The organism is Stenotrophomonas sp. 364 (assembly GCF_009832905.1).
GTDB classification, from domain to species: Bacteria; Pseudomonadota; Gammaproteobacteria; order Xanthomonadales; family Xanthomonadaceae; genus Stenotrophomonas; species Stenotrophomonas maltophilia_AP.
On the sequence record NZ_CP047135.1, the window covers coordinates 2,554,225 to 2,570,480 of the forward strand.

A 16,256-nucleotide genomic window follows, 5' to 3' on the forward strand; every position below is an offset into this window, starting at 1 on the left:
CGACCGAAGCTCGGGAATGCAACAAGGACTATTTCAATGGCTGAACAATTCGACGTCGTCGTCATCGGTGCCGGTCCGGCCGGCTACCACGCCGCCATCCGTGCCGCGCAGCTGGGTCTGAAGACCGCCTGCATCGACGCGGCCCTGGGCAAGGACGGCAAGCCGGCCCTCGGTGGCACCTGCCTGCGCGTGGGCTGCATCCCGTCCAAGGCGCTGCTGGATTCCTCGCGCCAGTTCTGGAACATGGGCCACATCTTTGGCGACCACGGCATCAGCTTCAGGGACGCCAAGATGGACGTCGAGGCGATGGTTGGCCGCAAGGACAAGATCGTCAAGCAGTTCACCGGCGGCATCGGCATGCTGTTCAAGGCCAACAAGGTCGCTGCCTACTACGGCTTCGGCGAACTGCAGCCGGGCAACGTGGTCAAGGTCACCCAGCATGACGGTTCGATCGTCGAGCTGAAGGGCACCAACGTCATCATCGCCGCCGGTTCGGACTCGATCGAACTGCCGTTCGCCAAGTTCGATGGCGACACCATCGTCGACAACGTCGGCGGCCTGGACTTCACCGAAGTGCCGGCCCGCCTGGCCGTGATCGGCGCCGGCGTGATCGGTCTGGAACTGGGCAGCGTGTGGAAGCGCCTGGGTTCGGAAGTGACCATCCTGGAAGCGCTGCCGGAGTTCCTGGCGGCCGCCGATACCGAAGTGGCCAAGGCGGCCGCCAAGGAGTTCAAGAAGCAGGGCCTGGACATCCGCCTGGGCGCCAAGGTCTCCAAGGCCGAAGTGACCAGCAAGGGCAAGAAGAAGGAAGTCGCGCTGACCTACGCTGACGCGGAAGGCGAAAAGAGCCTGATCGTGGACAAGCTGCTGGTGGCCGTTGGCCGTCGCGCCGCCACCAAGGGCCTGCTGGCCGAAGGCACCGGCGTCAAGGTCAACGAGCGTGGCCAGATCGAAGTGGACGACCACTGCCATACCGGCGTCGACGGCGTCTGGGCCGTGGGTGACTGCGTGCGCGGCCCGATGCTGGCGCACAAGGGCTTCGAGGAAGGCATCGCGGTTGCCGAGCTGATCGCCGGCCTGCCGGGCCACGTCAACTTCGACACCATTCCGTGGGTCATCTACACCGAGCCGGAGCTGGCCTGGGTCGGCAAGACCGAGCAGCAGCTGAAGGCCGAGGGCATTCCGTACAAGGCCGGCAGCTTCCCGTTCGCCGCCAACGGCCGTGCCGTGGCCATGATCGAGCCGGCCGGCTTCGTCAAGGTGCTGGCCCACGCGGAAACCGACCGCGTGCTGGGTATGCACCTGGTGGGTGCCAACGTGTCCGAACTGGTCCACGAAGGCGTGCTGACCATGGAGTTCAACGGCTCCTCCGACGATCTGGCGCGCATCTGCCACGCCCACCCGTCGCTGTCCGAAGCGGTGCACGACGCGGCCATGGCCGTGACCAAGCGCGCGATCCACAAGGCGAACTGATCGCCCTGCGGACCGTGTAACGAAAAACCCCGCCAAGGCGGGGTTTTTTTGTGCGTGCTTGCGCGGTGGCAACCACTGCCGGCGGGCGCCTCGACCATCGCTCCGGTGGGACGGCTCGCTGGGACTCCCCTCGACCATCGATCCGGTAGTGCCGGCCGTTGGCCGGCTCTACGTAGCGCCGATCGAGGAGCCGGCCAGCGGCCGGCACTACCGGGGCGGTTCCGTCAGCAACACTGCAAGCCCAGCCAGGTCTGCGACAGATCCCGCGCGGTCAGGTCCTGCCGGCGGACCCAGGCGTACAGCATTCCCGAATCGCCCCACATCGCTTCGTCGTCCGAATCCAGCTGCAGCAGCAGCGTCCAGTCGGCCACACCGGCCGCCAGCGCAGCGGCGCGGGGATCGCCATATCCGCTCGGGTCGCCGCAATACAGGCCATGGCTGACCAGCTGCGCTTCCAGTGCCATGTCGCCCTGTACGTTATGCGACCAGCCGCCCATACCGTGCCGCTCGCCCGGCGTCGGGGAGCCCAGGTCGGCAACCTCCTCCACCAGCGCGTAGTAGCCCTCCTCCGCGTCGTCATCCCAGCTCAACCCCGCGTCACGCAGCGCCTGCGCCACCTGCTCGCCCTCGGACGAAAACGGATGCGGCAGGCTCCAGGACTGATGGAACGCCAACGCGGACGGTGCCAACGCGGTCTCCGCATCCGGCGCAGGCAAACGTTGCAACCCGTCCGCGTCGAACAGGCGGACGCCATGCCCACCGCGATCGGCCGGGTCATAACCCCACGGTTGCGTGTCGGTGTCGTAGAAGAACGACAGCACGCCCTGTGCGGGCAGATCCAGCCCACACTGCAGGCCCTGCACGTCGGCCAGGTTGATCTGCAGCAGGAAATCCAGCGGCCTGCCCTTGTGGGTGGGCCATGTGAAGCCGGCGGGCACATCCGGCCCGCCACCGATCCGTGAGGCGCCGATCGGTGCATCCGCCTCCGCCCGGCGGCTGAATCCCACGCGCGGCCGCAGCCACGGCAGCAGCACGCCGGCATGCGCGCCGAACCCATGCGATGCGCAGAGCGCGGTGAATTCCTGTTGAGTCAGCGTCATGGCCACCTCCCTGTGTGAAAGCAGACAGCAGTCTAGGCGCAGCACCCACAAGCCCGGTAGAGCCGACCGTTGGTCGGCTGCCCTTTTTGCCGGCCACACGAAGAGCCGGCCAGCGGCCGGCACTGCCCCGGCCGCCCCGCGCGGCAACCGACATCACGTACGCGTGGGGCGCTTCTCCGGCGCGGCCGCAGCCGGCGCCTTCGGCGCGTCCTCGCAGACCCGATGCTGCGCGACCACCTCGCCCACCTTCCATTCCTTCACCACCCGGCACTGTTGCGTCGGCGCTTCCTTGCGAGCCGCAGACTCGGCACCCTCCTGACCAGGATTCTGCCGCTCCACCCACGCCTTGGGCGGTTCGGCGGCGAACGCAGGCGCCGCCAACCACAGCGCGACCAGTCCAGCGCACAGTCGGCTCATGCGGCTCATGCGGCCACCGGTCCGCCGCCCAGCAGCCGTGCCGGCAGCATGAACAGCGCGCGCAGGAAGGCGAACACGGCCGAGAAGGTGATGCCGACCAGGCGGAACGGCAGGCTCAGCAGCCACACGAACGGCCAGGCGAGCAGCGCCAGGACCGCCAGCGGCCAGCACAGCACGAACAGCAGGCACCACACCCCCAGCGCGAACAGCGTCTTCATCGTCGGTCTCCACCGGCACCGGGCGACAATGCCCGCAGGCTCACGTTGCCGTTGCAGCGCCCGCGCGGCAAGCGGGATGCGACGAACACCAACCTCGGCCGACGAAACCGGGAATACGCCGATGAGTGCCCACGGTCGGTGATGACGCCGCGATGGTAGAGCGGAGCGTTGCCCGGCTGAACGGCCAGGATCGCCGCTTCGGTAGAGCCGAGCGTTGCTCGGCTGAGCGGCCAGGATCGCCGGCCGCAAGAGCAGCCGACCAACGGTCGGCTCTACCCCGTTCCGGGCCCAGGCGTACCGAGCCATCGCCAAGGCGTACCGACCCATGCCGGGCGCACCGGCCAACGGCCGGTACCTAATCCGTTACGGGGCCAGGGCCAAGCGCCGGTAGCACACGACCGTTGGTCGCGTGCCCCAGGTCATTCGAACGAACCCACCGAATCGTGCGACAGGTTGTCGAAGCGGGTGTACTCACCGAAGAACTTGAGCTTGCACGAGCCGGTCGGGCCGCCTCGGTGCTTGCCGATGATGATCTCGGCCAGGCCCTTGTCGGGCGAGTTTTCCTTGTTGTAGTAGTCGTCGCGGTAAATGAACACGATCATGTCCGCGTCCTGCTCGATAGCGCCGGATTCGCGAAGGTCGGCCATCACCGGGCGCTTGTCGGTACGGGTTTCCAGCGAGCGGTTGAGCTGGGACAGCGCAATCACCGGCACGTTGAGTTCCTTGGCCAGGCCCTTCAACGAACGCGAGATTTCCGAAATTTCGGTTGCACGGTTTTCGCTGTTGCCCGGCACGCTCATCAGCTGCAGGTAGTCGATCACGATCAGGCCCAGGTCGTGCTCGCGCTTGAGGCGACGGCATTTGGAGCGCAGGATCTCCGGCGACACGCCCGGCGTGTCGTCGATGAAGATCTTGGTTTCCTTCAGCATCCGGATCGCGCCGGTGACCCGGCTCCAGTCTTCGTCTTCCAGCTGGCCGGTACGCAGGCGCTGGGCATTGATGCGGCCGTTGGAGGAAATCAGACGCATCGCAAGCTGCGAAGCCGACATTTCCATCGAGAACACCGCCACGCCCTTCTTGGACTTGATCGCCGCGTACTCGGCGATATTCAGCGCGAACGTGGTCTTGCCCATCGCCGGGCGCGCGGCCAGGATGATCAGGTCGGTCGGCTGCAGGCCGGAGGTCATTGCGTCGAAATCAGCGTAGCCGGTCGGCAGACCGGTGATGTTGCCGCCGTTCTCGAAGCGGTTGCGCAGTTCTTCGAACGCGTCTTTCAGCGCGCCGGGCATCGCCACGAAATCGGTGCGGCCACGCGCGCCCTGCTCGGCGATGGCGAACACCGACTTTTCCGCCGCCGACAGCAGTTCGCTGCTCTCGCGGCCTTCGGGCTGGAAGCCGTCGTTGACGATGTCGGTGCCCACCTGGATCAGCTGGCGCAGCACCGCCTTGTCACGCACGATTTCGGCGTAGGCGGCGATGTTGGCCGCCGACGGCGTGGTGCTGGCCAGTTCGATCAGGTAGGCGCCATCGCCCACCAGTTCCATCCGGCCCTGCGACTCGAACCACTCGCCCAGGGTGACCGCATCGAACGGGCGGTCGCGCTCGGACAGCTCGCGGATCGCGCGGTAGATCATCTGGTGGTCGCGACGGTAGAAGTCGGTCTCGGTCAGCTGGTCGTTGATGCGGTCGTAGCTTTCCGGCGCCAGCATCAGCCCGCCCAGCACCGCCTGTTCGGCCTCGATCGAATGCGGCGGCACGCGCAGCTGGTCGATCCGCGATTCATCGCGGTCGAAGCGGTCACCGCGGTCTTTGCGGTCGGAACGGAAGCCAGAGCGGGCGGACATGTGAAGGCGTACTTCCTGCGGTGCGGGCGTGGGCATGGTAGGCACGGCGCGCGCGCCGCAACCACGCACAACCCTGTGGATAAGCAGTGGATGAGCTGGGTATAACGGCGCTTGCCGGTCGGTGCGGCGGCAGCGCGTGGCGCACGACGCCGGGCCGTGCGCCGCACCGCATTATCGCAGATGCACCCTGCTCAATGCTGACCGCCGTGGGTGGCGATCCAGGCGAGGAATGTGTCCACGAAGCCCTGCAGGAACGTCCGCGTGCCCTCGCTGCTGATGGTGCCCGCGTCGTCGATCAGGCCTTCCTTGAAGTGCAGGAACACCTCCGGCTGGCCCAGGACCGGCATGTCCAGGTAGGACAGCACGTTGCGCAGGTGCTGCTGGGCCAGCGCGGTGCCGATCACCCCTATCGAGGCCCCGACCACCGCCGCCGGCTTCCCGGCGAAGGCACTGTCGCCGTAGGGCCGCGAGCCCAGGTCGATGGCGTTCTTGAGCACCCCGGGGATGGACCGGTTGTATTCGGGGGTGACGAACAGCACCGCGTCGGCGTCACGGATCTGCTTTTTCAGGCGCACGCCCTGCGCCGGGTAGTCCGTGTCGAAATCCTGGTTGTAGAGCGGCAGGTCGCCGATCTCCACATGCTCGAAACGCGCCCTGCCGGCCGCCAGCTTCTCCAGCGCATGGGCCAGCGCCTTGTTGTGCGAGCCCTTGCGCAGGCTGCCAACCAGTACCGCAATCTTCAGTTCGGCCATGGGATGTCTCCGTTGGGGGAAAGCCCAAGCCTAGGCGGGCGGCCCTTCGGTCGTGGTGAAGGGTGGCTACCCCTCAATCCCACATCGCCCCGCACATCAGCCACCCATGGGGTGGCTCTACCGGTGCGCCGGGTCGTTGGTTCGTCGGGCGGCGCAGGTTGATGGCGCCTGCATGCCGACCAGCAGTCGGCACCTAGCCGCCCTTGACGGTGGCGCGCACGTCGCGCCAATGCGCCTGCCAGGCCTGGAACATCAACACGTTCCACAGGTGCGTGTGCCACTTGCGCTCGCCCTGCTGGAACTGCTGCCACAGCGGCACCACCGCCTCGACGTTGAACACGCCCTCGGCGGCCAGCCGGGACGGGTCCAGCAGTGCATCGGCCCAGCCGCGCAGGTCGCCCTTCAGCCAGGCGCTGACCGGTGCGCCGAAGCCGCGCTTGGGCCGGTGGACCATGTCCTGCGGCACGTAACGGCCCAGCACCTGTTTCAGCAGGTACTTGCTCACCCCGTCGCGCTGCTTCATGCCCAGCGGCAGCGACCAGGCGAACTCGGCCACGCGCCAGTCCAGCAGCGGGGCGCGCGCCTCCAGGCTCACCGCCATGCTGGTACGGTCCACCTTGCACAGCAGGTCGTCGGGCAGGTAAGTGTTGAAGTCGGCCAGCATCATCGCGTCGGCCGGCGAGCCGGCGCCGTGCAGCGGGTCGGCCAGGTCATAGAAGCTGCCTGCCCCGGTGGCCCCCTTCACCGCCGCCACCGGGTCGCGCCAGCGCGAGATGCGGTTGCGGTACACATCGCCGATGCCGCGTGCGCCGGTCTCGGCCAGCAGCGCGGCCAGGCCACCGGTGCGCGAAGCCTCGCCCTGGGTCTGCGAATGCGCTGCCATCCAACGCCGCAGCGGCGCCGGCACCTTGCCCAGCATCGCCCAGTTGCGCAGCGCGCGCTGGTACCGGCTGTAGCCGAAGAACAGCTCGTCGCCGCCGTCGCCCGACAACGCCACCGTGACCGACCCGCGCGCCAGCTTCGCCACCAGCGCGGTGGGCACCTGCGAGGCATCGGCGAAAGGCTCGTCGAACATGGCCGGCAACTGCGGCACCACCGCCAGGGCATCGGCGCCACTGACGTACAGCTCGGTGTGATCGGTGCCCAGGTGCTGCGCCAGCGCCTTGGCCAACGGGGCTTCGTCGTGATCCGAGCCCTGGAAGCCGATGCTGAAACTGTGGATGGGCGACGCCGACTGCGCCTGCATCAATGCGGCCACGACCGACGAATCGGTGCCACCGGACAGGAACACGCCGACCGGCACGTCGGCCACCATGCGCAGCGCCACCGCATCGCGCAGCACCGCGTCCAGCTGCGCCTCCGCCTCGTCGTCGCTGCCGCGGAACGGCTGCGCGAGTGCCTGCTGCATGCGCTCGCGCGCATTCCAGAACGGCACCTGCTGCTGGTCCGGCCGGTGCGCCGCCGCACCGGCCGCGACCGCCGCCGCGTCCAGCCGCAGCGCGCGGCCGGGCATCAGCTTGAAGCAGCGCTCGTGGATGCAGTGCGGGGCAGGAATGTAGTCCAGCCGCAGCAGCAGGGTCAGCGCGTCGCGGTCGATGTCGTTGTCGAAGTCCGGGTGCTGCCACAGCGCTTTCAGCTCCGAACCGAACACCAGCGCATCGCCGGCCCAGCCGTAGTACAGCGGCTTCTTGCCCACCCGGTCGCGGGCCAGCCACAGGCACTGCTCGGCGTGGTCCCACAGCGCGATGGCGAACATGCCGTTGGCGCGCTGCAGGGTCTCGTCCAGCCCCCAGGCCACGAACGCGGCCAGCAGCACTTCGGTATCCGAATGGCCGCGGAAGCTGTGCCCCAGCACTTCCAGCTCGGCACGCAGGGCGGCGAAGTTGTACACCTCGCCGTTGTAGGCCAGCACGTACCGGCCGTCATTGGACGCCATCGGCTGGTGCCCCAGCGGCGACAGGTCCAGGATGCTCAGCCGCCGGTGCGCCAGGGCGATGCCGCGGCCGGCATCGGCCCACACCCCGCTGTCATCCGGGCCACGATGGACCAGCGCGTCGCCCATGCGCCGCGCCAAGCCTTCCAGTGCTGCCTGTTCCGTTACCGGAGCCGGCAACAGCATTCCTGCCAATCCACACATGCGTCAGAGATCCTGCGCCAGTACCCGGGCGGCGCTTACCAACGCATTGTCGCTTGGAAGCACGCACATTGCTGCCCCCGCCAGCGGGGTGTAGGTGTCGGCGCCGCACACCCGCTGCAACGGCAGGTGGCCCAGCCCGGCCTCGACCAGCGCGGTAATGACGCCCTCGCCCACCCCGGCGCTGTGCCGGCCTTCGTCCACCACCAGCACGCGCTGGGCGTCGGCCGCCTGTTCGGCGATGAAGCTGGCATTGAGCGGCACCAGCCAGCGCAGGTCTACCACCCGCACCTGCCAGCCCAGCTCGGCCTGGATGGCGCGCGCCGCGCGCAGGCTCATCGGCACGCCGTTGCCGTAGCTGAAGATCACCAGGTCGTTGGCCTCCGGCGCGTACACCCGGCCCTCGCCCGGCCGCATGGTCTGTGCGGGCGGCGGGTACGGGAACAGCCACTGGCCATCGCCGGGCTCGTACAGGTCCTTGGTCATGTACAGCGCGATCGGCTCCAGGAACACCGACACGCGCCCGTCCACCTGGGCCAGTGCCGCCAACGTGCGCAGCATCATCGCCGCATCGTCGCCGCGCGACGGGCACCCCACCACCAGGCCGGGGATGTCGCGCAGCGCGGTGATCGAGTTGTCGTTGTGGAAGTGCCCGCCGAAGCCCTTCTGGTAACCCAGCCCGGCGATGCGCACCAGCATCGGGTTGCGGTACTGGTCGTTGGAGAAGAACTGCAGCGAACAGGCCTCGCCGCGCAGCTGGTCGGCGGCGTTGTGCAGGTAGGCTAGGTACTGGATCTCCGGGATCGGCAGCATGCCCAGGTTGGCCAGGCCCTGGGCCATGCCCAGGATCATGGTTTCATCCAGCAGCGTGTTGAACACCCGGCGCGGCCCGAAGGCCTTGAGCAGGCCCTTGCTGACCGTGTACACGCCGCCCTTCTGCGCCACGTCTTCGCCGAACAGCAGCGTGGACGGGTATTTGGCCATCAATTCGTGCAGGCCCTGGTTGATCTGGATGGCCAGGTGCCGCGGCGGCAGCTGCTCGGGCAGCTGCGCCTCGCTGCCGAAGGCGGCCACGCGCGCCTGCGGATCGGCCACGCGTGCGGCTTCGGCCTGCACCGCCGCCGGCGAGTAGGGGGCCAGCGGCGCCATGATCTGCGCCAGCCCGTCGAGCTTGGGCCGACGGTCGGCTTCTTCGGCCGCGGCGAAACAGCGTGCGCGCATCGCTTCGTAGCGCTGCAGCAGCTGTTCGGGCGTCATCCAGCCCGAATCCAGCGCAATCTGCGCCGAGCGCAACAATGGATCGGCTGCCTCGGCCGCGCACAGTTCCGGCAAGGGCCGCCACTCGATCTCGAAATCGGTGCCGGCGTGGCCCATCAGCCGCGTAGTGCGCAGGTGCAGGAAGGTGGGCCGTCGGCTGCGCCGGCAGTGCTCGAGCGCGCGTTGTACCTCACCGTGGCCGGTGGCCAGGTCCAGGCCGTCGGCGAAGAAATAGTCCAGCCCGGGGCGCTGGCGGAAGGCCTGCGCGATCCAGCCGTCAGGCGTCTTCACCGAAATGCCGATGCCGTTGTCTTCGCACACGAACAGCACCGGCGCCGGCAGCCGCTGGTAGGCCGCCCAGGCCGCCGTGTTGAACGCGGTCTGCGCGGTAGCGTGGTTGGACGAGGCGTCGCCGAAGGAGCAGATCACCACGCTGTCGTCGGGAATCGGCAGTGCGTGGTTGATGCGGCGTGCGCTTTCGATGGCCATCGCCGTGCCCAGTGCCTTGGGCAGGTGCGAAGCGATGGTGGAGGTCTGCGGCAGCACCCACAGCGGTTTGCTGCCCCACACCTTGTGCCGGCCGCCGCTGGCCGGGTCGTCACAGCTGGCGGCGAACGACAGCGCCGCGTCGAGCACCGGGTCCATGCCCGGCAACTGGCGGAAGCGTTCGGCCATGAACGCCCCGGAGCGGTAATGCAGGAACGCCGGATCGGTGTGCCGGGCCAGCCGCGCCACCAGCGCGTTGCCCTCGTGGCCGGACGAGCCGATGGTGTAGAAGACCTTGTTCTGGACGCGCAGCACGCGCGCCATCAGGTCCAGGTGGCGGCTGATCAGCTGCGACTCCAGCAGCGCATCGAACCCGGCGGCGTCGAGCGTGCTGCCAGGCAGAATCGGCGCGTCAGCGGCCGGACGCGGCGCGGGATCGCCCCGCCACTGCTGCACGAATTCAGTGAAGTTGGTATCGCAGACCTCAGCCCGGTTGAGGGCCTTCATGCGTGCGGGAATCGGATCGGGAACAACGGCAAACATCCATCAGCCTCCGTGACGCGCGGCCCAGGCGGCCACGCCGGGAGCATGGCCGCAACCTGCGCAGGTTGCCAAGCGCGGGTGCAGCATGGGCGATCACGTGCGGCGGCGGTGCTGCCATTGGTCGCGCGACTGGCCCCAGATCTCGATCGGCTTGCCGTCATGCGGCGGCGGCAACTCGCCCATGCGCAGCAGCGTGCTGCCGAGCTTGCGCGCCACGATCTTGGAGTTCTCGTTGGCCGCGTCGATGGTGTGGATCACCTCTTCCCAGCCCAACGCATTGAACGCCCAGTCGATGCTGGCCACCGCCGCTTCCGGGGCATAACCCTTGCCCCAGCTTTCGCGGCGGATGCTCCAGCCCACTTCGGTGCCGGGCCAGTCCAGCGGCTGCCACGGGCCCATCCGCCCGACCCAGTCGCCACTGCTTTTTTCGATCACCGAGAACATCGAAAAACCGTACAGGTGCCAGCTACCGGCCAGGCAGCTGAAACTGCGCCACGCCTGCGACGGCGCCTGCACGCCGCCCAGGTGCTGCATGACCTCCGGGTCGGAACAGAACCGCAGGAACGCGTCGAAGTCCTCCACGCGGGGCGGGCGCAGGATCAGGCGGTCGGTTTCCAGCTGCAGGTCGAAGATGCTCATGGCGATGGCCGTCGGAAAACAGGCAGAAATCATCGCAGAAGGCCGGGCTGCGCGCTGTGGCGGGCCCCGCAAAACGCAACAGGCCGGACGACGCCGGCCTGTTGCTCGCACGATCCATCCGCGCGGAGTTACTGCTTGTTCGAATCCAGCGCGGCGGTCTGGGTCACCAGTTGGCCGTCGATGACCGGCAGTCGGTCGCTGCTCGGCTTGTTGTCCATCTTCACGGTCTTTTCCACGCCATCGTAGCGGTAGGTCACGTTGTACCCGGTGACCGCATTGCTGGTGCCCATCGGGATGCGGTTGCCCGGCTTGCTGGCCATGCGCATGGTGCCGGTGGTGCCATCTTCATTGCGGTAGGTGACGTTGTAGCCGGTGACCTTGGTCGACTCGGAGGTCGCCGTTTCGGTGTGGCATTGGCGCTCGGTCCGGTTGACCACGCGGCCACCCACGTGGCGCTTGTCCACCTGGTTGCCGATCAGGCCGCCCGCCACGGCACCGGCCGCGGTTGCTGCCTTCTTGCCGTTGCCGCCGCCCACCTGGTTGCCCAGCAGGCCGCCGATGACCGCACCGGCGACGGTGCCACCGACGTTGCCGTCACGCTCGGGCAGGCGCTCCTGCACCACGACGTCCTGGCAGACTTCATGCGGGGTCTGGGTGGTGGAGGTCTGGCGTACCGGTTCGGTGCCGATCACCGTGGCGTAGGCCTTCTCTTTCTTCGTCAGCGGATCCACCTTGACGATGTCGGCATACTCCAGCTTGCCGGCCTTGTCTTCGATGGCAACGGCATCGGTGCGCGCACCATCGTCGGCCAGCGGGGTGGTGTCCAGGGTCGGCCGGGTCTGCGTCGCGGCTACCGGATCGGCGGCGGACGAGCCACTCTTCATGAAAGCAGCCGTGGCGATGCCGCCGACGAGCAGCGCGCCAGCGGCGACCAAAGCAGTGGTAGTAGTACTTTTCATAACCGGCTCCCTGCGGACGATCCGCAACGTTCTTGAGCGGGATTCCAGCATGCGGTGCCTGAACGGAATCTCCACACGGCGTGCACGCCCTCCTTACCCATTCAGGTTCTGTGTCATTGCAGGCCGTGATAGCGTTTACAGCTTCTGTCGAGGAGCGCGTCATGGCCAATCCCCTGTTGTTGCCGGTGCTGGAATGGGCACGCCGGCTGCGCTACCCCACCCTGTTCAAGCTTACCGCCGGCCTGTTCACGCTGACGCTGTTCATTCCCGACCCGGTGCCGTTCGTGGACGAGATCCTGCTGGGCCTGGGCACCCTGCTGCTGGCCAACTGGAAGAACCGAAGCGCCGCACTGCCGCCGGTGCTGCCGGGCAAACGCCGCGCGTGACCCTGGTCGACAGCCACTGCCACCTGGATGCGAGCGAGTTTGATGCCGATCGTTCCGATGTGATCGCGCGCGCCCGCGCCGCGGGCGTGCAGGTGCAGGTGGTGCCCGCGGTCACTGCGGCCAGCTGGCCCAAGCTGCGCGAGACCTGCCGGATGGCCGACGGCCTGTACCCCGCCTACGGGCTGCATCCGATGTTCCTGGATGCGCACCGGCCTGAGCATCTGGACCACCTGGGCGGCTGGATCGAGCGCGAACGCCCGTGCGCGGTGGGCGAATGCGGTCTGGATTTCTTCGTGGCGGGGCTGGACGCGGAGCTGCAGCAGCAGTACTTCATGGGACAGCTGCGGATCGCGCGTGAGTTCGACCTGCCGGTGATCGTGCATGCCCGTCGTGCGGTGGATGCGGTGATTGCCGCGATCAGGCAGGTGGGCGGCCTGCGCGGCGTGGTGCACAGCTTCCCGGGCAGCCCCGAACAGGCTGCGCAGCTGCACAAGCTCGGATTCCTGCTGGGCCTGGGCGGCCCGCTGACCTACGACCGCGCCCAGCGCCTGCAGCGGCTGGTGGCAACGATGCCGCTGGAGCAGTTGCTGCTGGAGACCGACGCGCCCGACCAGCCGGACGCGGGCATCCGCGGCGAGCGCAATGAACCGGCACGCCTGCCGGTGGTCTTGGAGACGGTGGCGCGGCTGCGCGGGCAGCCGGCAGAGGACATCGCCGCGCAGACCACCGCGAATGCGAAGCGGCTGTTCGGCCTGCCCTGACGGCGCCGCACAACGACACACGCACACCAACCCTCCCCCCGGTAGAGCCGACCGTTGGTCGGCTGCTGTTGGTGGTGCCCGCCGTTGGTCGGCTTCCAAAGGAGGGATGGGTTGGCGGTGCCGGGTTTCCAGGCAGCTGACCAACGGTCAGCTCTGCCGGCGCTAGAGCCGACCGTTGGTCGGCTGCTCTTGACCGTACCAACCGATCAACCCAACGCTGGGCCGCAATGCGCCGGGACGGATGGGCTGGTGGTGCCGGGTTTCCGGGCAGCTGACCAACGGTCAGCTCTACCGGCCGTAGAGCCGACCGTTGGTCGGCTGCTCTTGGCCGTAACGACCGGTCGACCCAACGCTGGGCCGCAATGCACCGGGACGGATGGGCTGGCGGTGCCGGGTTTCCGGGCAGCTGACCAACGGTCAGCTCTGCCGGCGGTAGAGCCGACCGTTGGTCGGCTGCTCTTGACCGTACCAACCGATCAACCCAACGCTGGGCCGCAATGCGCCGGGACGGATGGGTTGGCGGTGCCGGGTTTCCGGGCAGCTGACCAACGGCAGCTCTGCAGGCGGTAGAGCCGACCGTTGGTCGGCTGCTCTTGGCCGTACCAACCGATCGACCCAACGCTGGGCCGCAATGCACCGGGACGGATCGGTTGGCGGTGCCGGGTTTCCGGGCAGCTGACCAAACGGTCAGCTCTACCGGCGGTAGAGCCGACCGTTGGTCGGCTGCTCTTGGCCGTGACGACCGGTCGACCCAACGCTGGGCCGCAATGCGCCGGGACGGATCGGTTGGCGGTGCCGGGTTTCCGGGCAGCTGACCAAACGGTCAGCTCTGCCGACGGTAGAGCCGACCGTTGGTCGGCTGCTCTTGGCCGTACCAACCGATCAACCCAACGCTGGGCCGCAATGCGCCGGGACGGATGGCCTGGCGGTGCCGGATTTCCGGGCAACCGACCAACGGTCGGCGCTACGCGGGGGTGGCGCTCTTTTTGGGCTTCATGAGCATTTCCAGCGCCTTGCCTACGGCGGCGAAGGCGAAGGCGCCGGTGATGTGGGTGGCCGCGCCGAGGCCGGCGCCGCAGTCCAGCTTCAATGCCGCGTCCGCACCGAGGTTCGGGCGGATGCCACAGACGCTACCGTCGGCCTGCGGGTACTTCACGTTCTCCAGCGAATACACCGCCGGCACGCCGAAGTAGCGCGAGGCGTTCTTCGGGAAGTTGAAATCGCTGCGCAGCTTCTTGCGGATCAACGCCATCATCGCGTCGTGTTCGGTGCGCGATACGTCGCGGATCCGCACCAGGGTGGGATCGGTGCGCCCGCCCGCCGCGCCCACGGTCAGGATCGGCAGCTTGCGGCGACGGCACCAGGCGATGGTTTCCACCTTGACCCGGAAACTGTCACAGGCATCGATCACCAGATCGAAATCGCGGTCCAGCAGCTCCACCATGTTCGACACGGTCAGGAACGCGGCGATCGGCTCTACCTGGATGTCCGGATTGATCGCCCGGCAGCGCTCGGCCATCGCCTCTGCCTTGTTGCGGCCGTACTGCCCGGCCAGGGCCGGCAGTTGCCGGTTGGTGTTGGACACGCAGATGTCGTCGGCATCAATCAGGGTCAGGTGGCCCACCGCCGTGCGTGCCAGCGCCTCCACCACCCACGAGCCCACCCCGCCCATGCCGACCACCGCCACCCGGCGGGTCGACAGCAAGTCCACGGTGCCCACCCCATACAACCGGTCAATGCCGGCAAATCGTTCGCGCAGTACGTCGTTCATCGGCGCATTTTACCGGGGCGCAGGCCGTCGCGAACGCCGCATGGACAGGACGCACCGTAAGATCGACCGCAGCCCCCAACAGGACGCCACTGCATGAGCCAGCCCGCCACGCCCCACCGCCCCTCCGCCGCCTACCGCTATCTGTTGGTCGGCGTGCTCGGCGTGGTGGTCGGTCTCATCGCCACGGTCATGGTGTCGCGTGCCATCCAGGCCCGCCAGGATCCGTTTCCCGATGCCCTCATGCACGTCATGAACCGCCAGGTGCAGCTGCTGCAGGACGCCCAGGCACAGAACCGCTGCACCCTGGCCGACAGCGTGCCGCGCCTGCAGACCCTGCGCTCGTTGTCCAACGACGTGGACCTGGCCTTCCCCGGCCTCAAGGACAGCCAGGGCTTCCAGCAGCATGCCAGCGCACTGCGCGCCACCCTCAACCAGGCCCTGGCCGCCCCGCCCACCGACTGCGTCGGCATGGGCCAGCTGGTGGAGAAGATCCAGAACGACTGCAAGGCCTGCCACCAGGATTTCCGCTGATTCATCTGGCAGCCACGCTCGGGCCCCGGGATTGGCGCGCTGTTCACGGACTACAGGACACGATCTGCGGCATGCGCCCCAGACGCATTCGACCACCCCTCTGGCCAGGAGAACCACCATGAAGATCCAACTCATTGCTGCAGCCGCCGTCGCCACCGTCGCACTGGCCGGCTGCGCGACCACCTCGCCCGGCTATGGCAGCGGCGGTTACAACAACGGTTATGGCAACAACGGCGGCTACAACAACACCAACAACCGCTGCGCCGATTGCGGCATCGTCACCCGCATCAACCAGGTTGCCTCTGGCCGTACCGCGCCCTCGGCCACCGGCGCGATCCTGGGCGGCCTGGTCGGTGCGGTCGCCGGCCATGAAATCTCCGACCACACCGGCGGCAGCAAGGGCAACCAGAACATCGCCGCCGCCGCGGGCGCCGTGGGTGGCGCACTGGCCGGCAACCAGATCCAGAAGAACGTCACCAGCGACACCTTCGACATCACCGTGCGCATGGACGATGGCCGCACCGTGGTGGTCAACCAGCGTGATCTGGGCGGTATCCGCGAAAACACCTACGTCCGCGTAGTGAACGGCAAGGTGATCCTGCGCTGATTACGACGCGCCCCAACGCGACGTAAAAAAAGGGCCCGCGCAAGCGGGCCCTTTTCGTGTTTCATCCGCTGACGTCGGTGTGCGCTTAGAGCGGCTTCACCTTGTCTGCCTGCAAGCCCTTCTGGCCGGTCACGACTTCGAACTCGACCGCCTGGCCTTCCTTCAGGCTCTTGAAGCCCTGGGACTCGATCGCGCGGAAATGCACGAACACGTCCTCGCCGCTTTCACGGCTGATGAAACCAAAACCCTTAGCGTCGTTGAACCACTTGACGGTGCCCTTCTCAGCCATCTCAGCTACTCCCTAACTGTCTGTCTTGTTGTTGGATACGCCCTGACAGGCGGCTGACAGCAAGGGGGAAGCGAGGTGCAACGATGCAG

General features: G+C 67.7%; 16 protein-coding genes. 5 read left to right on the forward strand and 11 right to left on the reverse strand.

What is annotated here, in order from left to right:
• Positions 1–36 precede the first annotated feature (36 nt).
• Positions 37–1,473 carry a dihydrolipoyl dehydrogenase gene (gene lpdA, locus GQ674_RS11600; RefSeq protein WP_159497201.1) on the forward strand — a complete coding sequence of 479 codons (1,437 nt, stop codon included), beginning with the start codon at positions 37–39 and terminating at the stop codon, positions 1,471–1,473.
• Positions 1,474–1,697: 224 nt separating this feature from the next.
• Here the strand turns inward: lpdA and GQ674_RS11605 are convergent, their stop codons facing one another.
• The 9 genes from GQ674_RS11605 to GQ674_RS11645 form a co-directional block, all read right to left on the reverse strand.
• Complete coding sequence (locus tag GQ674_RS11605; protein ID WP_159497202.1) at positions 1,698–2,573, reverse strand: YwqG family protein; 876 nt, start codon at positions 2,571–2,573, stop codon at positions 1,698–1,700.
• Between the two features lie 153 nt (positions 2,574–2,726).
• The gene (locus tag GQ674_RS11610; RefSeq protein ID WP_159497203.1) at positions 2,727–2,990 is read right to left on the reverse strand and encodes a hypothetical protein; all 264 of its coding nucleotides are present in this window, start codon (positions 2,988–2,990) and stop codon (positions 2,727–2,729) included.
• Positions 2,991–2,995: 5 nt separating this feature from the next.
• Positions 2,996–3,208: a hypothetical protein gene (locus GQ674_RS11615; protein ID WP_159497204.1), complete on the reverse strand. Its 213-nt coding sequence runs from the start codon at positions 3,206–3,208 to the stop codon at positions 2,996–2,998.
• A gap of 419 nt (positions 3,209–3,627) precedes the next feature.
• Positions 3,628–5,052: a replicative DNA helicase gene (locus tag GQ674_RS11620; protein ID WP_128097258.1), complete on the reverse strand. Its 1,425-nt coding sequence runs from the start codon at positions 5,050–5,052 to the stop codon at positions 3,628–3,630.
• A gap of 191 nt (positions 5,053–5,243) precedes the next feature.
• Positions 5,244–5,804, reverse strand: coding sequence for an NAD(P)H-dependent oxidoreductase (locus GQ674_RS11625; RefSeq protein ID WP_159497205.1), 561 nt, complete (start codon positions 5,802–5,804; stop codon positions 5,244–5,246).
• Between the two features lie 193 nt (positions 5,805–5,997).
• Positions 5,998–7,941: an asparagine synthase (glutamine-hydrolyzing) gene (asnB, locus tag GQ674_RS11630; protein ID WP_159497206.1), complete on the reverse strand. Its 1,944-nt coding sequence runs from the start codon at positions 7,939–7,941 to the stop codon at positions 5,998–6,000.
• Between the two features lie 3 nt (positions 7,942–7,944).
• Positions 7,945–10,224, reverse strand: a complete 2,280-nt coding sequence (locus tag GQ674_RS11635; protein ID WP_159497207.1) for a thiamine pyrophosphate-dependent enzyme — start codon at positions 10,222–10,224, stop codon at positions 7,945–7,947.
• Positions 10,225–10,317: 93 nt separating this feature from the next.
• Positions 10,318–10,863, reverse strand: coding sequence for a GNAT family N-acetyltransferase (locus tag GQ674_RS11640; protein ID WP_159497208.1), 546 nt, complete (start codon positions 10,861–10,863; stop codon positions 10,318–10,320).
• A gap of 128 nt (positions 10,864–10,991) precedes the next feature.
• Positions 10,992–11,822, reverse strand: a complete 831-nt coding sequence (locus GQ674_RS11645; protein WP_159497209.1) for a glycine zipper 2TM domain-containing protein — start codon at positions 11,820–11,822, stop codon at positions 10,992–10,994.
• Between the two features lie 161 nt (positions 11,823–11,983).
• Between GQ674_RS11645 and GQ674_RS11650 the strand changes: the two genes are divergently transcribed.
• Both GQ674_RS11650 and GQ674_RS11655 read left to right on the forward strand, forming a co-directional pair.
• Positions 11,984–12,208, forward strand: coding sequence for a DUF6116 family protein (locus tag GQ674_RS11650; protein ID WP_159497210.1), 225 nt, complete (start codon positions 11,984–11,986; stop codon positions 12,206–12,208).
• The gene (locus GQ674_RS11655) at positions 12,205–12,969 is read left to right on the forward strand and encodes a TatD family hydrolase (RefSeq protein ID WP_159497211.1); all 765 of its coding nucleotides are present in this window, start codon (positions 12,205–12,207) and stop codon (positions 12,967–12,969) included. The genes GQ674_RS11650 and GQ674_RS11655 overlap by 4 nt, the downstream gene beginning before the upstream one ends.
• A gap of 964 nt (positions 12,970–13,933) precedes the next feature.
• On the opposite strand, the gene GQ674_RS11660 is transcribed toward GQ674_RS11655, so the two are convergent.
• A complete protein-coding gene (locus GQ674_RS11660) occupies positions 13,934–14,740 on the reverse strand; it encodes a tRNA threonylcarbamoyladenosine dehydratase (protein WP_159497212.1) in 807 nt (268 codons plus the stop codon).
• A gap of 93 nt (positions 14,741–14,833) precedes the next feature.
• Between GQ674_RS11660 and GQ674_RS11665 the strand changes: the two genes are divergently transcribed.
• Both GQ674_RS11665 and GQ674_RS11670 read left to right on the forward strand, forming a co-directional pair.
• On the forward strand, positions 14,834–15,271 hold the full coding sequence (locus GQ674_RS11665) for a cytochrome c (protein WP_159497213.1): 438 nt from the start codon (positions 14,834–14,836) through the stop codon (positions 15,269–15,271).
• A gap of 118 nt (positions 15,272–15,389) precedes the next feature.
• A complete protein-coding gene (locus tag GQ674_RS11670; RefSeq protein WP_128095392.1) occupies positions 15,390–15,878 on the forward strand; it encodes a glycine zipper 2TM domain-containing protein in 489 nt (162 codons plus the stop codon).
• A gap of 85 nt (positions 15,879–15,963) precedes the next feature.
• On the opposite strand, the gene GQ674_RS11675 is transcribed toward GQ674_RS11670, so the two are convergent.
• Positions 15,964–16,167, reverse strand: coding sequence for a cold-shock protein (locus tag GQ674_RS11675; protein WP_019185917.1), 204 nt, complete (start codon positions 16,165–16,167; stop codon positions 15,964–15,966).
• Positions 16,168–16,256: the final 89 nt, after the last annotated feature.

Bases quoted from the DNA above. Each gene is read 5' to 3' on its own strand.
- lpdA (WP_159497201.1), top strand. From the start codon at position 37: ATGGCTGAACAATTCGACGTCGTCGTCATCGGTGCCGGTCCGGCCGGC.
- GQ674_RS11605 (WP_159497202.1), bottom strand. From the start codon at position 2,573: ATGACGCTGACTCAACAGGAATTCACCGCGCTCTGCGCATCGCATGGG.
- GQ674_RS11610 (WP_159497203.1), bottom strand. From the start codon at position 2,990: ATGAGCCGACTGTGCGCTGGACTGGTCGCGCTGTGGTTGGCGGCGCCT.
- GQ674_RS11615 (WP_159497204.1), bottom strand. From the start codon at position 3,208: ATGAAGACGCTGTTCGCGCTGGGGGTGTGGTGCCTGCTGTTCGTGCTG.
- GQ674_RS11620 (WP_128097258.1), bottom strand. From the start codon at position 5,052: ATGTCCGCCCGCTCTGGCTTCCGTTCCGACCGCAAAGACCGCGGTGAC.
- GQ674_RS11625 (WP_159497205.1), bottom strand. From the start codon at position 5,804: ATGGCCGAACTGAAGATTGCGGTACTGGTTGGCAGCCTGCGCAAGGGC.
- asnB (WP_159497206.1), bottom strand. From the start codon at position 7,941: ATGTGTGGATTGGCAGGAATGCTGTTGCCGGCTCCGGTAACGGAACAG.
- GQ674_RS11635 (WP_159497207.1), bottom strand. From the start codon at position 10,224: ATGTTTGCCGTTGTTCCCGATCCGATTCCCGCACGCATGAAGGCCCTC.
- GQ674_RS11640 (WP_159497208.1), bottom strand. From the start codon at position 10,863: ATGAGCATCTTCGACCTGCAGCTGGAAACCGACCGCCTGATCCTGCGC.
- GQ674_RS11645 (WP_159497209.1), bottom strand. From the start codon at position 11,822: ATGAAAAGTACTACTACCACTGCTTTGGTCGCCGCTGGCGCGCTGCTC.
- GQ674_RS11650 (WP_159497210.1), top strand. From the start codon at position 11,984: ATGGCCAATCCCCTGTTGTTGCCGGTGCTGGAATGGGCACGCCGGCTG.
- GQ674_RS11660 (WP_159497212.1), bottom strand. From the start codon at position 14,740: ATGAACGACGTACTGCGCGAACGATTTGCCGGCATTGACCGGTTGTAT.
- GQ674_RS11665 (WP_159497213.1), top strand. From the start codon at position 14,834: ATGAGCCAGCCCGCCACGCCCCACCGCCCCTCCGCCGCCTACCGCTAT.
- GQ674_RS11670 (WP_128095392.1), top strand. From the start codon at position 15,390: ATGAAGATCCAACTCATTGCTGCAGCCGCCGTCGCCACCGTCGCACTG.
- GQ674_RS11675 (WP_019185917.1), bottom strand. From the start codon at position 16,167: ATGGCTGAGAAGGGCACCGTCAAGTGGTTCAACGACGCTAAGGGTTTT.